The 22,329-nt window shown below is 73.2% G+C and carries 21 protein-coding genes and 2 tRNA genes; 14 read left to right on the top strand and 9 right to left on the bottom strand.

The genetic code is table 11. From position 1 onward, the window contains the following. Window positions 1-217: 217 nt before the first annotated feature. The 3 genes from ACQP12_RS28605 to ACQP12_RS28595 form a co-directional block, all read right to left on the bottom strand. A complete protein-coding gene (locus tag ACQP12_RS28605; RefSeq protein WP_357938420.1) occupies window positions 218-487 on the bottom strand; it encodes a hypothetical protein in 270 nt (89 codons plus the stop codon). A 209-nt stretch (window positions 488-696) separates the two neighbouring features. Beyond that, a complete protein-coding gene (locus ACQP12_RS28600) occupies window positions 697-927 on the bottom strand; it encodes a DUF397 domain-containing protein (RefSeq protein ID WP_357938418.1) in 231 nt (76 codons plus the stop codon). Between the two features lie 69 nt (window positions 928-996). Beyond that, the gene (locus ACQP12_RS28595) at window positions 997-1,977 is read right to left on the bottom strand and encodes a helix-turn-helix domain-containing protein (RefSeq protein ID WP_433283301.1); all 981 of its coding nucleotides are present in this window, start codon (window positions 1,975-1,977) and stop codon (window positions 997-999) included. A 142-nt stretch (window positions 1,978-2,119) separates the two neighbouring features. On the opposite strand from ACQP12_RS28595, the gene ACQP12_RS28590 reads away from it, so the two are divergent. Further along, window positions 2,120-3,385 (top strand): MFS transporter, encoded by a 1,266-nt coding sequence (locus ACQP12_RS28590; RefSeq protein WP_433283300.1) that lies wholly within the window; start codon window positions 2,120-2,122, stop codon window positions 3,383-3,385. A 58-nt stretch (window positions 3,386-3,443) separates the two neighbouring features. Here the strand turns inward: ACQP12_RS28590 and ACQP12_RS28585 are convergent, their stop codons facing one another. Then, window positions 3,444-3,686: a mycoredoxin gene (locus tag ACQP12_RS28585; RefSeq protein ID WP_433283299.1), complete on the bottom strand. Its 243-nt coding sequence runs from the start codon at window positions 3,684-3,686 to the stop codon at window positions 3,444-3,446. 91 nt (window positions 3,687-3,777) lie between these two features. Between ACQP12_RS28585 and ACQP12_RS28580 the strand changes: the two genes are divergently transcribed. The 3 genes from ACQP12_RS28580 to ACQP12_RS28570 all read left to right on the top strand — a co-directional run bounded on the left by ACQP12_RS28580 (window position 3,778) and on the right by ACQP12_RS28570 (window position 6,823). Next, the gene (locus ACQP12_RS28580; protein WP_433283298.1) at window positions 3,778-5,937 is read left to right on the top strand and encodes an ATP-dependent DNA helicase UvrD2; all 2,160 of its coding nucleotides are present in this window, start codon (window positions 3,778-3,780) and stop codon (window positions 5,935-5,937) included. 131 nt (window positions 5,938-6,068) lie between these two features. Further along, window positions 6,069-6,323: a hypothetical protein gene (locus tag ACQP12_RS28575; protein WP_357938408.1), complete on the top strand. Its 255-nt coding sequence runs from the start codon at window positions 6,069-6,071 to the stop codon at window positions 6,321-6,323. A 134-nt stretch (window positions 6,324-6,457) separates the two neighbouring features. Beyond that, window positions 6,458-6,823: a WhiB family transcriptional regulator gene (locus ACQP12_RS28570; protein ID WP_357938406.1), complete on the top strand. Its 366-nt coding sequence runs from the start codon at window positions 6,458-6,460 to the stop codon at window positions 6,821-6,823. A 295-nt stretch (window positions 6,824-7,118) separates the two neighbouring features. On the opposite strand, the gene ACQP12_RS28565 is transcribed toward ACQP12_RS28570, so the two are convergent. From ACQP12_RS28565 to ACQP12_RS28555, 3 genes are all read right to left on the bottom strand, one after another. Next, window positions 7,119-8,465, bottom strand: coding sequence for an ABC1 kinase family protein (locus ACQP12_RS28565; RefSeq protein WP_433283297.1), 1,347 nt, complete (start codon window positions 8,463-8,465; stop codon window positions 7,119-7,121). Between the two features lie 10 nt (window positions 8,466-8,475). After that, complete coding sequence (locus ACQP12_RS28560; RefSeq protein WP_433283296.1) at window positions 8,476-9,588, bottom strand: TOMM precursor leader peptide-binding protein; 1,113 nt, start codon at window positions 9,586-9,588, stop codon at window positions 8,476-8,478. A gap of 180 nt (window positions 9,589-9,768) precedes the next feature. After that, complete coding sequence (locus ACQP12_RS28555) at window positions 9,769-9,936, bottom strand: DUF5679 domain-containing protein (protein ID WP_012014940.1); 168 nt, start codon at window positions 9,934-9,936, stop codon at window positions 9,769-9,771. 478 nt (window positions 9,937-10,414) lie between these two features. Here ACQP12_RS28555 and ACQP12_RS28550 point away from each other — a divergent pair, with 478 nt between their 5' ends. Both ACQP12_RS28550 and ACQP12_RS28545 read left to right on the top strand, forming a co-directional pair. After that, the gene (locus tag ACQP12_RS28550) at window positions 10,415-10,945 is read left to right on the top strand and encodes a M48 metallopeptidase family protein (protein WP_357938400.1); all 531 of its coding nucleotides are present in this window, start codon (window positions 10,415-10,417) and stop codon (window positions 10,943-10,945) included. 370 nt (window positions 10,946-11,315) lie between these two features. Further along, window positions 11,316-11,918, top strand: coding sequence for a hypothetical protein (locus ACQP12_RS28545; protein ID WP_433283295.1), 603 nt, complete (start codon window positions 11,316-11,318; stop codon window positions 11,916-11,918). A 253-nt stretch (window positions 11,919-12,171) separates the two neighbouring features. On the opposite strand, the gene ACQP12_RS28540 is transcribed toward ACQP12_RS28545, so the two are convergent. Next, on the bottom strand, window positions 12,172-13,374 hold the full coding sequence (locus ACQP12_RS28540) for a zinc-dependent metalloprotease (RefSeq protein WP_357939078.1): 1,203 nt from the start codon (window positions 13,372-13,374) through the stop codon (window positions 12,172-12,174). A gap of 184 nt (window positions 13,375-13,558) precedes the next feature. Between ACQP12_RS28540 and ACQP12_RS28535 the strand changes: the two genes are divergently transcribed. From ACQP12_RS28535 to ACQP12_RS28505, 7 genes are all read left to right on the top strand, one after another. Beyond that, entirely contained in the window at window positions 13,559-14,572 is a 1,014-nt protein-coding gene (locus ACQP12_RS28535) for a YlbL family protein (protein WP_433283294.1), read from the top strand. 123 nt (window positions 14,573-14,695) lie between these two features. Continuing rightward, a complete protein-coding gene (locus ACQP12_RS28530; protein ID WP_433283293.1) occupies window positions 14,696-17,683 on the top strand; it encodes a UPF0182 family membrane protein in 2,988 nt (995 codons plus the stop codon). Between the two features lie 151 nt (window positions 17,684-17,834). Beyond that, window positions 17,835-18,344, top strand: coding sequence for a SigE family RNA polymerase sigma factor (locus ACQP12_RS28525; protein WP_433283292.1), 510 nt, complete (start codon window positions 17,835-17,837; stop codon window positions 18,342-18,344). Beyond that, window positions 18,334-19,251 carry a hypothetical protein gene (locus tag ACQP12_RS28520; protein ID WP_433283291.1) on the top strand — a complete coding sequence of 306 codons (918 nt, stop codon included), beginning with the start codon at window positions 18,334-18,336 and terminating at the stop codon, window positions 19,249-19,251. The genes ACQP12_RS28525 and ACQP12_RS28520 overlap by 11 nt, the downstream gene beginning before the upstream one ends. A 59-nt stretch (window positions 19,252-19,310) precedes the next feature. After that, window positions 19,311-19,384: transfer RNA gene (locus ACQP12_RS28515), tRNA-Met, on the top strand. 125 nt (window positions 19,385-19,509) lie between these two features. Beyond that, window positions 19,510-19,583: transfer RNA gene (locus ACQP12_RS28510), tRNA-Met, on the top strand. Between the two features lie 109 nt (window positions 19,584-19,692). Beyond that, window positions 19,693-19,941, top strand: coding sequence for a hypothetical protein (locus ACQP12_RS28505; protein WP_357938388.1), 249 nt, complete (start codon window positions 19,693-19,695; stop codon window positions 19,939-19,941). Window positions 19,942-19,986: 45 nt separating this feature from the next. Here ACQP12_RS28505 and ACQP12_RS28500 read toward each other — a convergent pair whose 3' ends face one another. After that, window positions 19,987-21,306 (bottom strand): ABC transporter substrate-binding protein, encoded by a 1,320-nt coding sequence (locus ACQP12_RS28500; protein ID WP_433283290.1) that lies wholly within the window; start codon window positions 21,304-21,306, stop codon window positions 19,987-19,989. Between the two features lie 137 nt (window positions 21,307-21,443). Here ACQP12_RS28500 and ACQP12_RS28495 point away from each other — a divergent pair, with 137 nt between their 5' ends. Beyond that, complete coding sequence (locus tag ACQP12_RS28495) at window positions 21,444-22,277, top strand: phosphoribosylaminoimidazolesuccinocarboxamide synthase (RefSeq protein WP_357938382.1); 834 nt, start codon at window positions 21,444-21,446, stop codon at window positions 22,275-22,277. Window positions 22,278-22,329 lie beyond the last annotated feature (52 nt).

The raw sequence follows: 22,329 nt of genomic DNA, 5'->3' as shown, positions 1-22,329 counted from the left end.
CAACGGGCCGGACGCGGTCCGGCGCGGACGAAGGCGCGGAGGCGCGGAGGCGCGGAGGCGCGGTCTGCTGGCCGTTGGGGGACACCGTTGGACGCGGTCCCGGCCCGGACCGTCGTTGCCGCGGCGGTCACGGGCCGGGAACACGGGCCGTCGTGACCGGTAAGGCGTGGAACGCGGCGGGGGAGCCGGTCCGGTCGCGACGGACGTCAGTGGCGGGTCAAGCGCCGCCCCAGTGGTAGGGGTGACCCGGGTGCAGTTCCTCGATGGGCAGCACCTTGACCCGGTGCCGGCCGGCGCGGACGGCTCCCACGGTGGACAGCGCCCGGGCGAGCAGCAGGGCGGCGTCCCGGTCCTCGGCGTGGACGACCTGGCGGCGCGGTTCCGGCGCGCTGGTCTCGTCCCGCAGCCGACCTCCGCCGGCCCAGGCGGCGGCGATGTCGGTGTCGGCGGCGGTACGGATCTCGGTGCGGACGATCAGGAACCGCATGGTGGCCCCCGGTGCGGACGGACGGATGCAGACTGCAACTTCCACGTCACTCTTGCGTCATGTTACGCCCGTGCGTCGTCCCAGCAAGTGAAACCCGCCTATCGTTCGCGGCGTCGACCGATCGGGTGACCCGAGGTCGGCACGTTGTCGGGGACGGACGCGCAAGGGGCCGCCGGCGCTGCGCCGACGGCCCCCGGAAGCTCGCCGGATCAGTTCAGGTCGAACTGGCCGTTCTTCGCGCCGGCGATGAAGCCGAGCCAGCCGGCCCGGTTGAACAGCAGCACCGGACCGCGCGGGTCCTTGCTGTCCCGCAGGGCCACCGCCTCCGGTCCGGTACGCAGCGGTGCGACCTCCACGCAGTTCGAGGTCTGGCTGCGGGTGCTCTTGCGCCAGGCGGCGCCGGCGAGCTGCTCGGACGAGTTGTTGCGGATCTCGTTCATGGTTCTGCTCCTGGTCTGGAGTGCTCCGATGGGGACGAGTGACGCCGCAGGCCGGACCGTCCCCGTGGATCACCGGTCCGTCGTCAGGCGCCCCGAGTCGCGGCGGCGCTGGGTCGGCGCCGTTGCCGGCCCGAGCGCCACTGTGGACTCGACTGCCGTGCCGGTCAGCCGTCCCGTCGCCTCGATCAGCCAGGAGAGGGTGTCCGATGCGGAGAGTGCCGCCGAGCTCAGCCACTCGAACACCACTTTATAGCGATTTAGGGTGTTTGCCTCGGTCGACATGACGTCGGTGAACCCACCTTCGATGGCCAGCGTCTCCGGATCGAGCGGATCGGCGAACCGGTAGACCGAGAAGGCGGTCGGCGGGAGGTACCAGTCACCCACCCGGGTGTCCCGCAGCAGCAGGCGCAGCGTCACGTTGGGCAGCAGGGCCAGCTCGCAGAGGTGGACGATCTGCTCGTGCAGCACCTCGGGCGGGCCGGCCCGGCGGCCGAGCGCCGCCTCCTCCAGCACGGCCGTGTAGCGCGGCGCGTCGGGGGAGCGGGTCAGCAGCGACTGGCGGGCCTGCCGGGCGCGTACCTCGGTCTCCGGGTCCTCGGTCTCCGGGTCGCTGGCCTCCTCGGCCACCTGGGCCGCGGACATGATGCGGTGCCGGGCGTACCCCGGGGTCTGCAACAGCCCCGGCACCAGGACCGGGTTGTACTCGGAGATCTCCGCGCAGCCCGCCTCCAGCTCGGCGAAGCCGCGCTGCTGCTGGGTCATCACCGGGAAGTTGCGCAGCCAGCCGCGCATGTCGCCGGCGTCCTGGGTGATGCCCAACAACTCCTCGCGCAGCTCATCCTGCGCGCCGTAGAGGGTCAACAGGACGCCCACGTCGTCCGGGTCGGGACGGCTGCGGCCGTTCTCCAGGCGGGACAGCTTGGACGCGGAGGCCCAGCCGATCCGCTCGATGACCTGGTCGCCGGTGAGGCCGGCCTGTTCACGGAGTCGGCGCAGCTCGATGCCGAGCCTGCGACGGCGCAGGATCGGGCCTGGTGCGGCAGGAGGCACGGTGTCCTCTTTCCCGTCGACCGTCGCAGGACGCGACGGTAACTGTATGAAATTCGCCCCCCACGGTCAGTATGGACGGCGCGACCGGTGTCGGAGGGTCCGGCGGGGGCGTGTCACGCGACAAAAACCCGGAGGGAACCCGATGCGCACCGTCCTGCGCCGCCGCGACTTCCGCCTGCTCTTCGTCGCGCTGCTGGCGAGCATGGCGGCCGAGTCGATCCTGCTGCTGGCCCTGGCCGTCTGGGTCAAGGACCTGACCGGGTCGGACGGCATGGCCGGGGCGACCATCTTCGCGGTGATCGCCCCGATGGTGCTGGCGCCGTTGGTCGGGTGGGTGGTCGACCGGTGCCGCCGCCGGCCGTTCTTCGTGGCCGCGAACCTCGGCACGGCCGTGCTGCTCTGCCCGCTCTTCGCGGTCCACGACCGCGCCGACGTCTGGGTGATCTACGTGGTGGCGGGGTTCTACGGGCTGTCGTACATCACCCTGAGCGCGGTGCTCAGCGGGCTCATCCGGCACCTGGTGCCGAGCGACCTGCTGGCCGACGCCAACGGGGTGCTGCAGACCGTAAGGCAGGGGCTGCGGCTGGTCGGCCCGCTGGCCGGGGCCGGGCTCTACGCCGCGGTCGGCGGCTGGCTGCTGGTCGCCCTGGCCATGGCCGGCTTCCTCACGGCCGCCGCGGTCGTCGGCGTGCTCCCGGTCACCGAGACCACCCCGGCCGGGTCCGCGCCCCGCTGGCCGGCGGGGCTGGGCGCGGGGCTGCGGCACCTGGCCGGCGACCCCGCGCTGCGCCGGGCCCTGCTCGGGTACGGGCTGGGCTCGCTCATGATGGGCTTCACCGAGTCGCTGATCTTCGCGTACGTCGACCTGGGGCTGGGCCGGGAGGCCGCGTTCGTCGGTGTGCTGGTCACCGTGCAGGGGGTCGGCGGGCTGGTCGGCGGGCTCGTCTCGGCCGCCGTGGTGCGCCGGGCCGGTGAGGTGGGGGCGCTCGCCGCCGGGGTGACCTTCTTCGGGCCGGCCGCGCTGGCGCTCGCGTACCCCGGGCTCTGGCTCGGTGTGGTGGCGCTGCTGCTGGCCGGGGTCTCCCTGCCGCTGACCATGGTCGGGCTGAACACGCTGATCCAGCGGCGGACCCCGCCGGGGCTGCTCGGTCGGGTCGCCGCCGCCGCGGAGGCGCTGGTCAGCGGCCCCCAGGCGGTCTCCATCGGCGCGGGCGCGCTGCTCGTGGGCGTCTTCGACTACCGCCTGCTCTTCGCCCTGGTCGGGGTGACCACCACGGCCGCCGGCCTCTACCTCTGGCGTGGCCGCCGGCTCACCGCGCCCCGGCCCGTCCTGGTCCACGTTCCGGCCCCCCGCAGCCCGCTCGACCACGAGGTGCTCGCGGCGACGCGCCGGCGTCGGGCGCCCTGAGACGCGACAGCGGCCGCCCCGGGTCGGGGCGGCCGCTGGTCACAGCGTGCGGACCGGGTCAGCCGGCGATGGTGGTCAGGTGCTGCTTGACCTGGGTGATCGAGGGGTTGGTCAGGGCGGTGCCGTCGTCGAACCGCAGCGTCGGGACGGTCTGGTTGCCGCCGTTGACGCTCATCACGAACTCCGCGGCCTTCGTGTCCTGCTCGATGTCGACCACCTCGTACGCGATGCCCTCCCGGTCGAGCTGCGACTTCAGCCGGTGGCAGTAGCCGCACCACGGGGTGGAATACATCGTCAACATGGTCAGGTCCTCCAAGGGGTGACTCGCGCCCGGTCCGATCAGGCCAGGCTAATCGCTGCAACATCGCCGGAGGCTGGAATGATTCCTGGCTGTGGTGGTTCACTCAGCGGCGGAACGGGTGCTGGCCGGCCTCGACCCGGAGCAGCGGTCCGCGGTGACCGCCCCGGCCGGCCCGGTGTGCATCCTCGCCGGCGCCGGGACCGGCAAGACCCGGGCGGTGACCTCCCGGATCGCGCACCGGGCGCTCACCGGTGACATCTCCCCCCGGCACGTGCTGGCCGTCACATTCACCGCCCGGGCCGCCGCCGAGATGCGGGCCCGGCTCACCGGGCTGGGCGTGGGCGGTGTGCAGGCGCGCACCTTCCACGCGGCGGCGCTGCGCCAGGTCCGCTACTTCGCGCCCCGGCTGCTGGAGGGCCGGGCCATGCCCGAGTTGCTGGACAGCAAGGTCCGGGTGGTGACGCTGGCCGCGGCCAAGGTGGGCCTGCGGGCCGACCGGGCCGCCGCCCGCGACCTGGCCGGTGAGATCGAGTGGGCCAAGTCGTCGCTGGTCGAGCCGGGCGAGTACGTGGTGGCAGCCGCCAAGGCGCTGCGCGAGACCCCGCACGAGCCGGCGAAGGTGGCCGAGGTCTTCGACGCGTACGAGCGGCTCAAGCGCGGCAACGGGGTGATCGACTTCGAGGACATGCTGCGCGCCGCGGTCTGGGGGATCGAGGAGCACGCCGACGTGGCCGAGCAGGTCCGGGGGCAGTACCGGCACTTCGTGGTCGACGAGTACCAGGACGTGAACCCGCTGCAGCAGCGGCTGCTGGACGCCTGGCTCGGCGGCAGGGACGACCTCACCGTCGTCGGTGACGCCAGCCAGACCATCTACTCGTTCACCGGGGCGACCTCGTCCTACCTGATCGACTTCCCGCGCCGGCACCGCAACGCCACGGTGGTCCGGCTGGTCCGCGACTACCGCTCCACCCCGCAGGTGGTCGGGCTGGCCAACGCGGTGATCTCCCAGGCCCGGGGCGCCGAGGCCCGGCTCCGGCTGGAGTTGCACGGCCAGCGCCCGCCCGGCCCCGAACCCGAGCTGCGGATCTTCACCGACGAGCCGGCCGAGGCCAACGCGGTGGCGACCCGCTGCCGGGCACTTGTCGACGGCGGCACCCCGGCCCGGGAGATCGCGGTGCTGTTCCGCACCAACGCGCAGTCCGAGGCGTACGAGAAGGCGCTCACCGAGGCCGCGGTGCCGTACGTCGTGCAGGGGGCGGAGCGCTTCTTCGAGCGCCCCGAGGTGCGCCAGGCCATGATCGCGCTGCGCGCCGCCACCCGGTCCATCCCCGGCGAGACCCCGCTGCCGGCCGCCGTCGTGGAGGGGCTCGCCGCGGTCGGCTGGGCACCCGACGCGCCCCCGGCCGGCGGGGCCGCCCGCGAACGGTGGGAGGCGCTCGCCGCCCTGGTGCAGCTCGCCGAGGAGTACGCGGCGACGCCCGAGGTGGTGCCGATCGGCGAGGCCGCCGCGATCGAGCGCCCGGTCACCCTGGGCGACTTCAACGAGGAGCTGGCCCGGCGGGCCGCCCAGCAGCACGTGCCCACCGTGGAGGGGGTGACGCTCGCCTCACTGCACTCGGCCAAGGGCCTGGAGTGGGACGCCGTCTTCCTGGTCGGGCTGGCCGAGGGCACGCTGCCCACCACGTACGCGAAGACGCCCGAGCAGGTCGAGGAGGAGCGGCGGCTGCTCTACGTCGGGATCACCCGGGCGCGGGAGTGGCTCTGGCTGTCGTACGCGGCGGCCCGCTCGCCCGGCGGCCGGGCCCGGCGGCCGTCCCGGTTCCTGCCCCAGCTGGACCGCTCCGGCGGTGGCGAGCGGGCCGGCGCGGGCGCGGGCGCGGGCCGGCGCACCGAGCGGCGGCGCCCCCAGGTGGTCTCCTGCCGGATCTGCGGGGCCACTCTGCTCGCCGGGGCGGACCGGAAGCTGGGCCGCTGCCCGACGTGTCCGTCCGACCTGGACGAAGAGCTGTACGAGCGGTTGCGCGAGTGGCGGCAGCGGGTGGCCGGGGCGCAGAAGGTGCCGGCGTACGTGGTCTTCACCGACGCCACGCTCACCGCGCTGGCCGAGCGGAAGCCGGGCCGCACCGAGGAGCTGATCGCGATCGCCGGGATCGGCCCCCGCAAACTGGGACTTTACGGCGATACGGTGCTGGCCCTGGTGGCCGGTGCGGGGGTGGACGATGTCTGCCCGCAGAAAAGTTTCGAAATCTAGCCGTAAATCGTTTGCCCTCGCCCCGAGGCGAGGAATAGCCTCATGACACACCTCGCGAGCGGCGCCATTCTGGCTGCTCACGGGGGATGAGTCCAAGGTCGGCACGAGGAACGTTGAGGGAGGTGGCACCCGTGGAGATCTTCACCTATGAGCGTCTGGCGGCGATGCCAGCTGCCTGCGCTCCGCTGTCGTCCGTCCGGGTGGCCCTTGCCGCTCGACCGTCGGCTCCGCAGGTGCACCAGGCCCAGGTTCAGGCCGAGCTGAACCTGACCGTTGCGCCGCTCGCGGAGATCGAGGGGACCAGTGGCTTCACGGGCATGGGCATCGGTGACGTCAAGAAGCGCACGGATGTCCGCGGCGTTCCACCTCGAGGTAGACCGGTCTGATCCACCAGACCACCGGCTCACCTCGAGGCCGCGGAACCCGCATACCGGGATCCGCGGCCTCAGTTTTTTTGCACTGCCGTAGTGCCGAACGAATGCGATCCACGAGATCGAAGTGAGAGAGAGGTGACCGGAGGATGAGTCTGGCGTTGGCCCCGCTCGACGTGAGCGTCGAGGTGGAGGCGAACCTGCCCTGCCGGAAGTTCGACCCCGACCTGTGGTTCTCCGACTCGCCTGCCGAGCTCGAGCTGGCCAAGTCGCTCTGCGGGGACTGCCCGCTGCGCGTCGAGTGCCTCGCCGGCGCGGTGGAGCGGTCCGAGCCCTGGGGCGTCTGGGGCGGCGAGATCTTCGAGCGTGGCGCGGTCGTCCCGCGTAAGCGGCCCCGTGGCCGTCCGCGCAAGGAGGACCTCGCCCGTGACGCCCAGCTCCGGGTCGAGGCGGAGGCGCGACTGGCGGCCAGTGGGCTGTCCGAGTCGCGTAGCTCCGTCCGGCTGGCAGCCTGACACAACCCCGTTCCAACGTCCCCGCCGGTGATCCTCACCGGCCACGAGAAAGCCGAAACGATGCTGCACCTGCCGAATGGAACCGAGATGCAACTACTTCACGAAGCGTTGTCCCGGGCTCGAATGCGCCGGCCTCAGGCTGGCACCACCACGAGCACTGAGGCAACCCGTTCCGCCCGTACCGTCGCCATGCGTAGCCGTAGCCAGTCGGCCCGCGACCTGGGCGTTCTCTAGATCCCTACACCACGGGAGGGGCGGTGACCGTACGGTCACCGCCCCTCCGGCGTACGCGCGGTCAGGCCACCGGGGCGAAGCCGGGCAGCCAGCGCTCCAGGATCGCCCGGTAGGGCGCCTTCGCCTCCAACTGGCAGAGCACCCCGATCGAGCCCAGCGTCACCCGGTGGATCATCAGGTACGACGGCGGCAGGTTGAGCTGCCGGCTGAGCTGGTAGGTGGGGGAGCGCGGGCTTGCCAGCCGGGCCGCCTGCGCGCGTAGCCAGGCCCGGGTGAACCGGAACTCGTCCACGGCGATCGGCTCCAGCATCGGCCGGAGGAAGTCCAGCACCCCCTCGGCGTCGATCGGCTCGGTGGGGCTCACGAAACCCTCGTCGCGCAGCCCGGCGACCACCGCGTCCGCGTCGTCGCGCAGCGCCAGCGCGGCGATCCGGCCGATCGGCTCCGGGGTCCCCTCCGGCATCCGGGCCACCGCGCCGAAGTCGATGACGCCGAGCCGGCCGTCGGGGAGCAGCCGGAAGTTGCCCGGGTGCGGGTCGGCGTGCAGCAGCCCGGCCCGCATCGGCGCGGAGAGGTGCAGCTCGGCCATCAGCCGCCCGGCCTCGTCGCGCTGCTCCTCGGTGCCCTCCCGGATGATCTGCGACAGCGGGGTGCCCTCGACCCATTCGGTGATCAGCACCCGGGGCGCGGCGTCGAGCACCTCGGGGATGTAGATGTCCGGGTCGCCGGCGTACGCGGCCGCGAAGGCGCGCTGCGACTCGGCCTCCAGCTCGTAGTCCAGCTCCTCGGTGATCCGCTCACGCAGCTCGGTCAGGAGCGGCTTGACGTCCAGCCCGGGCTGGATCGCGCGGAACATGCCGCCCAGCCGGGAGAGCTGCTTCAGGTCGGCGAGCAGGGCGTCCCCGGCGCCCGGGTACTGGATCTTCACGGCCACGTCCCGGTGCCGTGGGCCGCCGTTCGGCCCGTACCCCGGGTCGCGCCAGACCGCGCGGTGCACCTGGCCGATGCTGGCGGCGGCGGCCGGGGTGTCGTTGAACTCCACGAACCGGTCCCGCCAGTCGGGCCCGAGCTGCTCGGCGAGCACCTTGTGCACGGTCGCCGCGGGCAGCGGCGGGGCGGCCTCCTGGAGCTTGGTGAGCGCCTGGCGGTAGGGCGCCGCGATCTCGTCCGGCAGCGCCGCCTCGAAGACCGACAGGGCCTGCCCGAACTTCATGGCCCCGCCCTTGAGCTGCCCGAGCACGCTGAACAGCTGCTCGGCGGTGCGCTGCTGGATCTCGGCGGAGATGACGTCGGACGCGAGCCCGGTGACCCGCTTGCCCATGCCGAGGACGGTCCGACCGGCGAAACCGAGCGGCAGAGCGGCGAGCTTGGCGGTCCGGGACACGGCCCGGCGCGGGATGTCGGTCACCCGGTCATTGTTACCGACTCGGCGGGCCCACTGCTGCCGTGCGGCCGGGAGCGGGTGCGGCAGACCGGATCGGGCGACGCCCGGAGCATCCGCAGGAGGGGTGCGGCGGCCACCGGCGATGCCGGAACCGGCCCGGCTGCCCGATTTCGACCGCGCAACCGAGCGTCTCGGGGGTGCCCCCGTCGAGGTGGGCCAACACCTCGGCCGCCGCGTAGGCCGCCGCGGCCAGCCGGGTGGTGGCCGCGCAGGCCCGGTCGCCGTCGCCGGCCGCGAGCTGGGCGGCGAGCGCCGGCCAGTCCGGGTCGCGGTCCGTCCGGTGCAGGTCGAGGCAGCGCAGGCAGGGACCCACCGGCGGGCGGACCAGCGGACCGACCACCGGCACGCCGCCGCGCAGGTCGACCAGGAGGTGGGGCTGGCGGCGGCGCGCGTAGCCCGCGGCGAGCAGGGCCGCCGGGCGGTCGGCGCCGAGCTGGACCACCAGGTCGGCCCGGCCCGGCCGCAGCGGCGCGGTAGCGGTGCCCGGCGCGCACCGGGCCAGCGCCGCCCGCACCGCGGGCGCCAGCGGACGGCCCAGCTCCGCGCCGGTCAGTCCGGTGCCCACCAGGTCACCGGGACGGACCGGGCCGGCCAGGTCGGGTACGACGTGCCCGACGCCGGCCTGCGCCAGCGCGACGGCGATGGACGCGCCGAGCCGCCCGGCCCCGGTGACCAGCACGCGCGCCGCCCGCCGGCGGCGCAGCAGCCGGGCCGGCGTGCCGGGCAGGGCGGACGCGGCGAGGGCCAGGGCGTCGGCCTCCCCGCTGAGCCGCGCGCGGACCGGCCCGGTGAGGTCGCGGGGAAGCAGGGTCTGCGCGGGTACGACGAGAGCGGCGGCCCGGAGCGTGTCGAGCAGCATCCGGGCCTCGGCCGGCGGCACCCGCGCGGCGGTGGCGGCGGCGAGCACGGCCCGCTCGCTACGGGTGCCGTCGAGCAGGTCGAGCAGGCGGGCGACGCCCGGGCTGGTCAGCTCCAGCAGGACGGCCGGGCCGGGTTCCACCCCGAGCTGGAGGGTGTGCCGGTCCCGCCACAGCCGGGTGAGGCCCGGCAGCAGCGTCGGACGGGGGAGGGGCACCGGTTCGGTCACACCACGAATCGTGACCGTGTCCGCGCTCTCCGTCGATCGTTGTCCACAGGTGCGCCGGCCCGTGGCCAGCGTTGTCCACAGGAAAAGCCGGGTTTTCCACAACCCGCCGGTAGCCGGTGTCGGCTATGCGACGGGGGAGGGGCGGCTGTCGCCACCCCTCCCCCGTGCGACCCGAAAGGGTCAGACCTTGGCCTTGCCGAGGATGCGGTTCACTGTTGTGCCGCATACCGGGCACTTGCCCTTGGCCATGTTCATGCCGGTCTTCGAGACCTCCACGCGGCCCTCGAAGTCCCGCTTCTCCTTGCACTTCACGCAGTAACCGTTGTAGGTCTGGGCCTGGTCGGCCACGGTAGCCCTCCTCGTCTCGTCCGCCGGACGCCTCCGGCGGGTTTCCCTGCGGCGGGCCACGGGTGGCGCCGGCGCCGGGGGGTTCTCCGCGGTCACGCACGTGACCGCTGGTTGGCGGACCCTACCCAGGTCTGGGCGGTTCCATGTCAGCTGTGCGTCGACTCTGTGAGCAAGTTGACGTCGAGAGTGTGCATGCCGCATTACGTCGGATAAGTCAGTTTCGGGGGGACACGCCGGGTGAATGCCCTCAGATCCCCCTTCGGGGCGGCCCCACCGCGACAGCTCGTCCGTAGATCACCTAACGTTGACAGGGGCCGGCAGGTGATGGTCAACTGCCGCCGCAAAGAAATTTTTCAGGACTCCTGACGACCAACCGCCATTTTCCGGGCGCGTGTCGTCGTGTTGACTCTTGCGGACTCCTGGTCAGTACGCATTAGCTTTCCCTCGTGACAGTCATCCGAGGCTGCGCGGACCAGTGATGGCCGGGACGCGGAAGCCCGTCGTCGAAGTGCGGCGCAGCCAGCGCCGGCGACGCACGGTGTCCGCGTACCGCGACGGTGAGCGCGTCGTCGTGCTCATTCCGGACCAGTTCTCCCGTGCCGAGGAGAGCGAGTGGGTCGACCGGATGCTGGCCCGGCTCGCCGCCCGCGAGGGCCGGCTCGCCCGCTCCGACGCCGAGCTGCTGGCCCGGGCCGCCCGACTGATCAGCCTCTACCTGCCCGAGCACGGGCGGGCCGCCGCCCCGGCCAGCGTCCGCTGGGTGACCAACCAGAACGGCCGCTGGGGTTCCTGCACCCCCGCCGACCGCACCATCCGGATCTCCCACCGCATCCAGGACATGCCCGACTGGGTGATCGACTACGTGCTGCTGCACGAGCTGGCGCACCTCATCGTGCCCAGCCACAACGCCGCCTTCTGGGCCCTGGTCGGCCGCTACCCGAAGAGCGAGCGAGCCCGCGGCTACCTGGAGGGCGTGGCCGCCACCTCCGGCGTCCCCCTAACCGACTGACCCCCCGGCCCCCCGGCCCCCCGGCCCGCCGCCCCCCCCCAGCTCGCCCCAGCGACGTCGATCATGAGGTTGGCGGCGCGATTCGCCCCTTTTGCCGCGGCCAACTTCATGATCGACCGCGCCCGATGGGGGATCTTGGAGAGTTGCCGTTCGCGGTGAGCGGTAAGTCGCCAAGATCGGGAGAACCTGGAGGCGTCCCGCGTGGCGGGCGGACGTCGCCGGGGAGGTGGATGTTGAAGGCGATCAGGTGGTGAGTGGAACGTCATGTAGGTCTCGCGGCGCCTGAGACCTACATGGCGTTCCACTGACGGGTGGGCGCGGCGCTACCGCGTCGTCCGGGCGTGGGTGGGCCACGGGTTAGGGTCGTCGGGTGGCTCGACGTGTGGTGGTGGCGTTGCTCGGCCCGGTGCGGTGGACGCCGCCGGGGATCGATCCGGCGCGGTGGCGGAGCGCGCTCGCCGAGGACGTGGTCGACCTGCTCGCCACACTGAACGAGGTCGAAACCGCCGTGGCCGTGACGCCGGAGGACCGGTGGCTGGCCGACGCGGTGGTCTGGCCCGGCACGGCGGTCTACGAGGTGCCGGAGCCCACCGCCGCCGCGGTGTTCGCCGCGCTGACCGGGTACGACCAGGCGGCCGTGGTGGTCGCCGACGCGCCCGACGTGCCGGGGCTCACCCTCGGCAAGCTGCTCCGGCCGCTGACCAGCCGCCTCGTCGCGGTCGCACCCGTCGAGGGGAGCGGGGCGGGGCTCCTCGGGGTGGCCACCCGGCTGCCCGTGCCGGAGTGGTTACCGGCGCTGGACCTGGACACCGCCGCGCCGGCCGAGGTGCGTGCCGCCGCCCCGCGCCCCGGGGACGTGGCGGTCACCGCCGGCTGGCGCCGGCTCCGCGGCCCCGCCGACCTGGCCACCCTCGACCCGGCCTTCGAGGGCTGGGAGGCGACCCGGGCGCTGCTCTCCGGCCAGCCCGGCTGACAGGAGCGACACGCCGCGCCCCGACCACCGCCGCCCGGCCCGGCACGGCGGGCGCTGTCCGGTGCGCCCGTGGGAGGCGCGGCGGGCGCTGGCCGGTGTGTCCGTGGGCGGCGCGGCGGGCGCTGATCGGTGCGCCCGTGGCGGCGCGGCGGGCGCGGAACGGTGCGCCCGAGGGGCGGCGCGGCGGGCGCGGGCTGGTCGAACGCGGCGGGGCCCGCACGAGTGCTCGTGCGGGCCCCGGCGACGTGCGGCGTCAGGACTTGTCGTCGTCCTCGCCCGGGGCCTGCTCCTCCGGCGCGCCGGGCGCGGTGAAGTCGAAGTTCGCCAGCTCCTCGTCCAGGTCGCTGGTGGTCGCGGCGAACGCCTCCGGGTTGGCGAAGTCCTCATCCGACGGGAGCAGGTCGGGGTGGCCCCAGACCGCGTCCCGGCCGGCGATCCCGCGGTGCTCGGTGAGCGCCGACCAGAGCACGGTCGCCTCGCGCAGCCGGCGCGGCCGCAGCTCCAGGCCCACCAGGGCGGCGAAGGTCTGCTCGGCCGGGCCGCCGGCGGCCCGGCGGCGGCGGAACGCCTCGCCGAGGCGGACCACGTTCGGCAGCCGGTCGCCCGCGGCGCTGTCCACCACGTGGCACACCCAGCCCTCGACCAGGGCGAGCACCGTCTCCAGCCGGGCCAGCGACGCCTTCTGCGCCGGGGTGTCCTCGGGGGTGAAGATGCCCTCCAGGGCGATGGCCTGCATCGACTCCGGGTCGGTCGGGTCGACCCGGCCCATCGCCTCCTCGATCGCCTCCCGGTTGACCCGGATGCCCGCGGCGTAGTTCTCCACGGCGGCGAGCACGTGCCCGCGCAGCCACGGGACGTGCTGGAAGAGCCGCTGGTGGGCGGCCTCGCGCAGGGCCACGTAGAGGCGGACCTCGTCCTCGGGCAGTTCCAGGCCCTCGCCGTACGCCCGGATGTTGGCCGGGACGAGCGCGGCGGTGCCGGCCGGGCCGAGCGGCAGGCCGATGTCGCCGGCGGAGAGCACCTCGGCGGCGAGCGAGCCGAGCGCCTGGCCGAGCTGGCCGCCGAAGAGCGCGCCGCCCAGCGTGGCGACCATCGACTGCATCGGGCCGAGCTGGGCCCGGGCCTCCGGCGGCACCAGGTCGCCCATGGCGCCGACCATGCGGCTGGCCACCGGGTCGCAGAGCTTGCGCCACACGTCGAGGGTCTTGAAGATCCACTCGTTGCGGTTCCAGGCGACCGAGGTGCGGATGCCGGTGGGCCACGAGGTGGCCGGCTCCAGCCAGAGGTCGGCGATGCGCAGCGCCTCCTCCACCGCGTTGCGTTCGAACGGCGAGACCGCCGGGTCACCGGCGGCGGCGAGCTGGCTCGCGGCCACCTGCCGGGCGAGGTCCCAGTTGACCGGCCCGCTGCCCGGCGCGGAGAGCAGGTGCTGCAACTGCGACATGAACTGCTGCATCTGCGCGGGATCGTTGGGGTCTGGTGGTTGCCCACCCGGGAGCGCGAAGCCGAACGGAATATCAGGCACGACCTCTACGGTACGCGGGCCGCGCCGCAGGTCGTGCGCGTCGGCGTTGCGCTGAGGGCGAAGTCCTGCGGTCACCGCGCCGGACGTTCCGGGCCGGATCGGTACGCTCTGGCGCATGAGACGTCGCGGCGTGACCGTACTCCTCGGTGCACTGCTCACCGCCCTGCTCAGCGTCGGCGTGCTGAGCGTGCCGATCCCGTACGTGGTGCTCGGTCCCGGCCCGACCGTCAACACCCTGGGCAGCGAGGACGGCAAGGAGATCATCCAGGTCACCGGCCGGTCGACGTCCACCTCGGCCGGGCAGCTCCGGCTGACCACGGTGGGTGTGCAGCCCACCGTCCGGCTGCGCTCGGCGCTGGCCGGGTGGTTCTCCTCCGACGAGGCGGTGGTGCCGCGCGAGCTGGTCTACCCGCCGGGGGAGTCGCAGGAGGAGGTCGAGCAGCGCAACGCCGAGGACTTCCAGAACTCGCAGACCAGCGCCGAGACGGCGGCCCTGCGCGAGCTGGGCTACCCGATCCGCGTGCTGGTCAAGACGGTCACCCCGGGCGGCCCGTCGGTCGACGTGCTCAAGCCCAACGACGTGATCACCTCGGTCGACGGGCAGCCGGTGACCAGCGCGGCCCGGCTCACCGAGCTGATCCGCGCCAAGCCGGCCGGCACCGCGTTGAAGATCGGCTACACCCGTGCCGACGCGCCGGCCACGGCCACGGTCACCAGCCGGGAGCAGGACGGCCGGCCGCGCATCGGCATCGAGATCGACCAGCAGCAGCCGCACCCGTTCACCCTGAAGATCGACCTCGGTGACATCGGCGGCCCCAGCGCCGGGCTGATGTTCGCCCTGGGCATCGTCGACAAGCTGGAGCCGGCCGACCTGACCGGTGGGAAGGTCATCGCCGGCACCGGCACCATCGACGACGAGGGCCGGGTCGGCCCGATCGGCGGCATCGCGCAGAAGCTGGTCGGCGCCAAGCAGGCCGGGGCGAAGGTTTTCCTGGTGCCCGCCGACAACTGCGCCGAGGCGGTCCGCAACCCGCAGCCCGGCCTGCCGTTGCTCAGGGTGGCGTCGCTGGACGACGCGTTGACGGCCCTGGAGAAGCTGCGCGCCGGAGGGCAGCCGACCCGCTGCTGACCGGCCACGCGGGGTCACCGGACGATCGTGACGTGACCTTGACCCGACGTGTTCAGGAACACCCCGTACTCTGGGTGCCTGGTCGGAGCCGATCACATCGAGCGTGCGGAGCCAACAGTGGTCATGCGTAGCAGCCCCCTGCCGAGGATGAGCCGGCGCGGACGCGTCACCATCGGAGTCCTGATCGGGGTGTTCGTGCTCTTCACCCTGCTCGGGTGGGGGGTCAACGCGTGGACCGACTGGCTCTGGTTCGAGGAGGTCCGCTACACCCAGGTCTTCACCGGCGTGCTCGCCACCCGCCTGCTGCTGTTCCTGGTGATCGGGCTCGGCATGGCGGTGATCATCGCCGGCAACCTCTGGCTGGCCCACCGGGTGCGCCCGCAACTGCGCCCGCACTCCGCCGAGCAGGCCACGCTGGAGCGCTACCGCATGCTGCTGAGCCCCCGGCTCGGCACCTGGATCGCCCTGACCTCCGCGGTCATCGGGCTCTTCGCCGGCCTCTCCGCGCAGAGCCGCTGGAGCCAGTGGCTGCTGTTCCGCAACGGTGGCAGCTTCGGCGTGAAGGACCCGGAGTTCGGCGTCGATGTCGGCTTCTACGTCTTCCAGCTCCCGTTCTGGCGCTACCTGCTCGGCGTCGGCTTCACCACGGTGGTGCTCGCCCTGCTCGGCGCGCTGGCCGTGCACTACATCTTCGGCGGGGTGCGGCTGCAGGGCGTCGGGGACCGGATGACCAACGCCGCCCGGGCCCACCTGAGCTCGCTGGTCGCCGTCTTCGTGCTGCTCAAGGCCATCGCGTACGTGCTGGACCAGCGGGCCATGCTGTTGGAGTACAACGAGGGCGCCAAGCTCTACGGCGCCGGCTACGCCGACATCAACGCGCTGCTCCCGGCGAAGGAGATCCTCGCCTGGATCGCCGTCGTGGTGGCCGTCGCGATCATCGTGTTCTCCAACGCGTGGATGCGGAACCTGGTCTGGCCGGGCATCGCGCTCGCCCTGCTCGGCGTCTCGGCGGTGGCGATCGGCGGTATCTACCCGTGGGCCGTGCAGACCTTCGAGGTCAAGCCGAGCGCCCGGGACAAGGAGGCGCCGTACATCGAGCGCAGCATCAAGGCGACGAGGGCCGCCTTCGGTCTGGCCGACACCAAGAGCAAGGGCTACGCGGCGAACAACCTTGTCCCGCCGGCCAGCCTGGCCACCGACACCTCGGTGGTGCAGAACGTCCGGCTGCTCGACCCGCAGCTGGTGTCCGAGACGTACACGCAGCTCCAGCAGGTCCGCGGCTTCTACGACTTCGGCCCGAAGCTGGACATCGACCGGTACGCGGTGGGCGGCAAGACCTCCGACTATGTGGTCGGCGTCCGTGAGATCAACTACGGCGAGCTGACCCCGCAGCAGAGCAACTGGATCAACCGGCACACCGTCTACACCCACGGGTACGGGCTGGTCGCGGCGCCGGCCAACCAGGTCTGCGGCAACGGCACCCCGTTCTTCGTCTCCGGTTTCCTCGGTGGGGCCACCAAGGAGGAGGTGCAGGCCTGCACCTCGCCGTCCGAGCAGATCCCGGCCCAGCAGCCGCGGATCTACTACGGCGAGCGGATGGAGGCCGACGACTACGCGATCGTCGGGCAGACCGGCGACCGCGACGTCGAGTTCGACAAGCCGACCTCCAGCGGCGGCGAGCAGTACTACACCTACACCGGCGAGGGTGGCGTCGAGATCGGCTCGTTCCCGCGCCGCCTGCTGTACGCGATCAAGGAGCAGGAGTCGAACTTCCTGCTCTCCGAGGCGGTCAACGACAAGTCCAAGCTGCTCTACGTGCGCAACCCGCGTGACCGGGTCGAGAAGGTGGCGCCGTTCCTCACCCTGGACGGCGACCCGTACCCGGCGGTGGTGAACGGCCGGGTCCTGTGGATCGTGGACGGCTACACCACGGCCGCGACCTACCCGTACGCCGAGCGGGTCAACCTCCAGGCCGAGACGGCCGACGAGCTGACCGGCCGTGGCACCTTCCAGCTGGCCCGGGAGAACGTCAACTACATCCGCAACTCGGTGAAGGCGACGGTCGACGCGTACGACGGCACGGTGAAGCTGTACGCGTTCGACGACTCCGACCCGGTGCTCAAGGCCTGGAACAAGGCCTTCGGCGGTGAACTCGTGCTGCCCAAGGGCGACATCCCGCCGGAGCTGGCCGAGCACTTCCGCTACCCGGCCGACATGTTCAAGGTGCAGCGCAACCTGCTCGCCCGGTTCCACGTCACCGACCCCGGCGACTTCTACTCCGGCCAGGACTTCTGGCAGGTCCCGAACGCGCCGGACGCCCCGGACGGCGGGGTGAAGCAGCCGCCGTACTACCTGTTCACCCAGTTCCCCGGGCAGGAAGGGCCGCGCTTCCAGCTCACCTCGGCGGTCACCCCGAACCGCCGGGAGAACCTGGCCGCGCTGATCTCCGGGTCGTACGTGAACGGGCGGCCCCAGCTGGAGGTGCTGGAGCTGCCGGACCAGACCCGGATCTCCGGGCCGGTCCAGGTCCACCAGCAGATGACCAACAACGGCGACATCCGGCAGCAGCTCAACCTGCTCTCGTCGGGTCAGTCCCAGGTGCAGTACGGCAACCTGCTGTCGCTGCCGTTCGGCGACGGGATGCTCTACGTCGAGCCCGTCTACGTGAAGAGCAACAGCCAGAACGCCTTCCCGCAGTTGCAGAGGGTGCTGTTGTCGTACGGCGACGGCGGCTCGTACGTGGTGCTGGCGAACAACCTCAGCGACGGCATCAAGCAGCTCGTCGAGCAGGGCAAGCGGGCACCCGGCGGCGCGCCGCCGCCCAGCTCGGGCGGGACCAACCCGCCGCCGAGCGCCAGCCCGCCGGTGCTCAACGGGGAGCTGGCCCAGGCGGCCGGCCGGGTGCAGAGCGCGATCACCGAGGTCAAGGCCGCGCAGGCGTCCGGCGACTTCGAGCGGTACGGGCGGGCGCTGAAGGCGCTCGACGAGGCCATGGCCGCGTTCCAGGAGGCGCAGACGGCGGCGAACCCGTCGCCGGCCCCGGGCGCCAGTGGCAGCCCCCCGGCGTCGCCGCCGGCCTCGCCCTCGTCGTCGCCGACGCCGAACGGCTGACGCCGAGCCGACCACGCGAGCCCGTGGTCCGCGACCCGTAGCGGTCGCGGGCCACGGGCTCTGTCGTATACCGGTCGGAACACCCGCAACCCGGTGACCGCTTCCACCGTCATCAGAGCAGGTGGGCGTGAGGGGGGAGGCGGGAGTCCAGATGCGCGATGTGCACACGTTCGACGACTTCTACCGCAGCACGTCGGGGCGGGCGCTCCGGTACGGCCGCGCGGTGGCTGACGACGTCGGTGACGCCCAGGACCTGGTCCAGGAGGCGTACGCCCGGGCCTGGCGGCAGTGGGGGAAGCTGGCCACCCATCCCGCGCCCGAGGCGTGGCTCCGCCTGGTGATCAGCCGGCTGGCCACGGACCGCTGGCGGCGGTTGCGCGGCTGGCGGCTCGCGGCCAGCCGCACCGGCCCGCCGGCCGACGTCGGGCCGCCCGGCGAGGACACCGTGCTGCTGGTCGGGGCGCTGCGGCAGCTACCGGCCCGGCACCGGCAGGCCCTCGCCCTGCACTACCTGTTCGACCTGTCGGTGGAGGAGATCGCCCGGGAGGCGGGGGTCCCCACCGGCACCGTGAAGTCCTGGCTGTCCCGGGGCCGGGCCCGGCTGGCCGAGCTGCTGCCCGGCGTGGCCGCCGAGGAGCTGGAGGTCAACGATGTCGCGTGAACTGACCCGCCTCTACCGGGCGCTCGCCGCGGACACCGACGAGCGGGCGCTCCCGGCCCCGGACCGGGTGCGCCGGGGTGCCGACCGCCGGGCGCGGCAGCGGGCCGCCGTCGGCGCGCTGGCCGTCGCCGCTCTGGTCGCCGGCACCGCCGCCGGGGCGCAGCTGGTGCTCGCCGCCGGGCCGGACGTCGACCCGGCGCCGGCCACCACCACCGGCAGCCCGTCGCCGTCGCCCACCGCGGTCCCGCCCTCGCCGGGGCGCACCACCCCGCCGCCCTCCGCGCGTACCCCGGACGCGCCGCCGCCGACCAGCGCCCGGCCGCCGGCCGCCGGCCCGACGAGGATCCCGGACCGGGCGTTCTTCACCCTGGCGGCCGCCAACGACGCTGGCACCGGCAGCACGTTCGGCTCGGGACGGGTGCTGCCGGCGCTCTGCGGCGCCACGCCCGGCGAGTCGGGGATCGTCACCCGCCGCGCCCGCAGCCTGGCGTTCAAGCTGGCCGGCACCCCGGAGGGATATCTCCCGGACGGGAGCTACCGGCACACCATCACCGTCTACCGGCCCGGGCGGGCCGACGACGCGCTGGCCGAGCTGCGGCGGGCCGTGCGGGACTGCCCGACCCGGACCGGGTCGGACGGCGGCGAGGGACTGACGTCGACCCAACGGCTGCTCCCGGACGCCGGGTACGGCGACGAGTCGGTGCTGTTCGAGGTGCGCCGGCCGGCCACGGACTACGAGGGCGCGCCGACCGTGAAGGAGGTCGTCCGGCTGGTCCGCGCGGTGCGCATCGGGAACGTGGTGACGGTGCTCTGGGAACTGGGCTGGGAGGGGACCTCCACGCCGCGGTCCCAGCTCGACAGCGACAGCCGGCGGGCGGTGCTGGCGATCCGCGACTGGTTGCGCTGACTGCGCCCCGGGCCCGTTTTGCGGGTCCGGGGCCCCGTACGCTACGGTTAACGAGCCGACGCGGGGTGGAGCAGCTCGGTAGCTCGCTGGGCTCATAACCCAGAGGTCGCAGGTTCAAATCCTGTCCCCGCTACTTGCACGAAGGGCCCCGGAGGGAACTCCGGGGCCCTTCGCCGTGCGGGGTGTGTGGCTCGGCCGGCGGGTTCGGGGAACCCGGCTGATCTCCACGGCGGACATGAGATAGGCTGTACAAGCCGACGCGGGGTGGAGCAGCTCGGTAGCTCGCTGGGCTCATAACCCAGAGGTCGCAGGTTCAAATCCTGTCCCCGCTACTTGCATGAAAGGCCCCGGAGGGAACTCCGGGGCCTTTCGCTTTTTCCAGGCGACGTGATCCGGCCCGTCCGTCCTGCCGTGGTTGCGCTTCTCGGCGAGGATGGGGGCATGTCTGGTTGGAACAGATGGTGGGGCCGCCTCAGCGCGGTCCTCGGTGCGGTCGCGCTCTCGGTGTTCGTGCCGGTCGCGGCCTGGGCCTCCACGGGTACGGGCGAGCTGGTGGTGGAGGCCGCCCGGCGGCGGTCCCGGGGCGGCTTCGGCTTCCTCGGGCTGCTCTGCTGCCTGGTGGTGGTCGTGGTGATCGTGCTGCTGGTGCTGCGCCTCATGCGTGGCCGGCGCGGCGGCCCGCCGCGCTGACGGTAACCGGTCCGCCCGCCGCGCCCCTGGCGCGGCGGGCGGCCTTCATTCGGCCAGGGCGGCGGTCGCCTGCGCCATGAACCGCGAGGTCGCCGTCCGGGCGCCCGAGCGCTTGGCGCGGATGCTCTCGGCCGCGTCGATGAGCAGGGTGCGCACCTTGGCGTGCCCCTTCGGCGGTGGCGCGGGCGCCGGCCCGGCCAGCTCGTCCAACTCGGCGCCGAGAGCCACCACCCGCTTCTCGGTGCGGTCGGTGACGCCGTCCACGACGAACCTGCGGACCGGCACGGCGGCGTTCAGGCCGCGCTCGATGCCGAGGATCCGGCCGGCGGCCACATTGGTGGTCAGGAAGTTGATGACGTCGACCACCACGCCGGGGTGGCGGGTGCCCCGGTAGGCGGCCCAGTACATCGACGCCCGGGGCCACTGCGCCGCCGGCGTGCCCGGGAAGGCGGCCAGGCCCAGCTCGTCGTCGGTGAGCCGTTGCAGCTCCGGCAGTTGGTGCGACCAGGCGAACGACGCGGCCGCGTGCCCGGTGACCACGAGCTGGCGGGCCAGCTCGCCGCTGTCCGCCTGCTCGACCAGGGCGGCGCTGGGGGTGGCCCGGTCGTAGCGGGCGACCTCCCAGAACTCGAACCAGGCGAGCAGTTCCCCGGAGCTGAAGCCGAGCTGCCGCCCCTGGTACAGCTCGCTGCCCTGGCCGCGCAGCCAGAGCCACAGCGCTCGGTAGTCGCCGGACGGGTCCATGGTCCCGGCCACCCGGTTGCCGGAGGTGCGGGTGACGCGGGCGGCCCATCGCGCGTACTCCCGCCAGGACATGTCGGTGCGCGGCTCGGGCAGCCGCAGCCGGCGCAGCAGGTCGCGGTTGTAGACAAGTGCGGCGTTGGTCTGCGCGGCGGGCACCGCCACGGTCCGCTCGTCCACCCGGCCGTACCGGGCCAGGTGCTCGGGCAGGCCGCGCAGGTCGAGACGGTTGTCGGCGACCCAGTCGCTGAGGTCGAGGACGATCTGCCGGCGGGCGTACTCGGTGAGCAGGGTGTCGTCGATCTGGAACAGGTCCGGCACGTTGCCCCCGGTGGCCTGGGTGGCCAGCCGGTCGTAGTAGCCGGTCAGCCCCTGCCAGGTGACGCGGAAGCTCACCCGGGGGTTCTGCTGGGAGTAGAGGCGTAGCGCCTTCTCGGTGGCCTCGGCCCGGCCGGCCCCGCCCCACCAGAACACCGACAGCTCGATGGGGCCGTCCTCGACCGGGGTCTCCTCCTCCGGCCCGCAGCCGGCCAGCCCGCCGGCGAGCAGCGGCAGCCCGGTCAGCGCGCCGAGCAGCCGCCGCCGGCCGATGCCGGGGCGGGGTACGGACTGCGGTGCGCGCACGGGTCTCTCCCGGGGTACGGGCGGCTGCTGCGGACGGATCATTTACACAGTCCCCGGGCGGGGGTGTCAACGCCGGCGGGGGCGGGACGGCCGGTGGCCGGACCGGGCGCCGCCTTCACGCATGGTGTACTAGCGCCGTGGAACTTCTGCACTCGGGCAAGGTTCGGGACGTCTACGCCGACGGCGAGGACCTCATCCTGGTCGCCTCCGACCGCGTCTCCATCTACGACGTGGCGCTGCCGACCCCGATCCCGGACAAGGGCCGGCTGCTCACCGCGCTGTCGCTGTGGTGGTTCGAGCAGCTGGCCGACCTGGTGCCGAACCACGTCATCTCGGCCACCGACGTGCCGGCGGAGTTCGCCGGCCGGGCGATCCGCTGCCGGCGGCTGGACATGGTCCCGGTCGAGTGCGTGGCCCGGGGTTACCTCACCGGGGGCGGCTTCGCCGAGTACCGGCGCACCGGCGCGGTCTCCGGCGTCGAGCTGCCGCGCGGCCTGGTGGAGGCGTCGATCCTGCCCGAGCCGATCTTCACCCCGTCGACCAAGGCGCCCAAGGGCGAGCACGACGAGCCGATCACCTACGCCGAGGTCGTCGACAAGGTGGGCGCGGAGACCGCCGAGCGGCTGCGGCAGATCACCATCGACGTCTACCGGCGGGGCGCGGAGATCGCCGCCGACCGGGGCATCCTGATCGCCGACACCAAGATCGAGCTGGGCTGGGCGCCGGACGGCACCCTGATCCTCGCCGACGAGCTGCTCACCTCCGACTCGTCCCGGTTCTGGCCGGCCGAGTCCTACCAGCCGGGCCGCGCCCAGTTCTCCTTCGACAAGCAGTACGTGCGCGACTGGGCCACCGGCAGCGGCTGGGACCGGCAGCCGCCGGCCCCCGAGGTGCCGGCCGAGGTGGTCGAGGCGACCCGGGCCCGCTACGTCGAGGTCTACGAGAAGCTCACCGGCAACCGCTGGGCCTGAGGCACGCGGGAGGTCCACCGCCGCGCCCCGACCCACCCGTACGATCGGCAGA

Origin of the sequence: Micromonospora sp. CA-244673 (assembly GCF_050948395.1) — a bacterium.
Lineage (GTDB): Bacteria > Actinomycetota > Actinomycetes > Mycobacteriales > Micromonosporaceae > Micromonospora.
This window is presented reverse-complemented; position numbering and strand designations above follow the sequence as displayed.

Coding starts and splice junctions, on each gene's coding strand:
- ACQP12_RS28550 (WP_357938400.1), top strand. CDS start 10,415: ATGGCCGGGACGCGGAAGCCCGTCGTCGAAGTGCGGCGCAGCCAGCGC.
- ACQP12_RS28585 (WP_433283299.1), bottom strand. CDS start 3,686: ATGTTGACGATGTATTCCACCCCGTGGTGCGGCTACTGCCACCGGCTG.
- ACQP12_RS28600 (WP_357938418.1), bottom strand. CDS start 927: ATGAACGAGATCCGCAACAACTCGTCCGAGCAGCTCGCCGGCGCCGCC.
- ACQP12_RS28535 (WP_433283294.1), top strand. CDS start 13,559: ATGAGACGTCGCGGCGTGACCGTACTCCTCGGTGCACTGCTCACCGCC.
- ACQP12_RS28570 (WP_357938406.1), top strand. CDS start 6,458: ATGAGTCTGGCGTTGGCCCCGCTCGACGTGAGCGTCGAGGTGGAGGCG.
- ACQP12_RS28505 (WP_357938388.1), top strand. CDS start 19,693: ATGTCTGGTTGGAACAGATGGTGGGGCCGCCTCAGCGCGGTCCTCGGT.
- ACQP12_RS28540 (WP_357939078.1), bottom strand. CDS start 13,374: ATGCAGCAGTTCATGTCGCAGTTGCAGCACCTGCTCTCCGCGCCGGGC.
- ACQP12_RS28590 (WP_433283300.1), top strand. CDS start 2,120: ATGCGCACCGTCCTGCGCCGCCGCGACTTCCGCCTGCTCTTCGTCGCG.
- ACQP12_RS28520 (WP_433283291.1), top strand. CDS start 18,334: ATGTCGCGTGAACTGACCCGCCTCTACCGGGCGCTCGCCGCGGACACC.
- ACQP12_RS28530 (WP_433283293.1), top strand. CDS start 14,696: ATGCGTAGCAGCCCCCTGCCGAGGATGAGCCGGCGCGGACGCGTCACC.
- ACQP12_RS28605 (WP_357938420.1), bottom strand. CDS start 487: ATGCGGTTCCTGATCGTCCGCACCGAGATCCGTACCGCCGCCGACACC.
- ACQP12_RS28525 (WP_433283292.1), top strand. CDS start 17,835: ATGCGCGATGTGCACACGTTCGACGACTTCTACCGCAGCACGTCGGGG.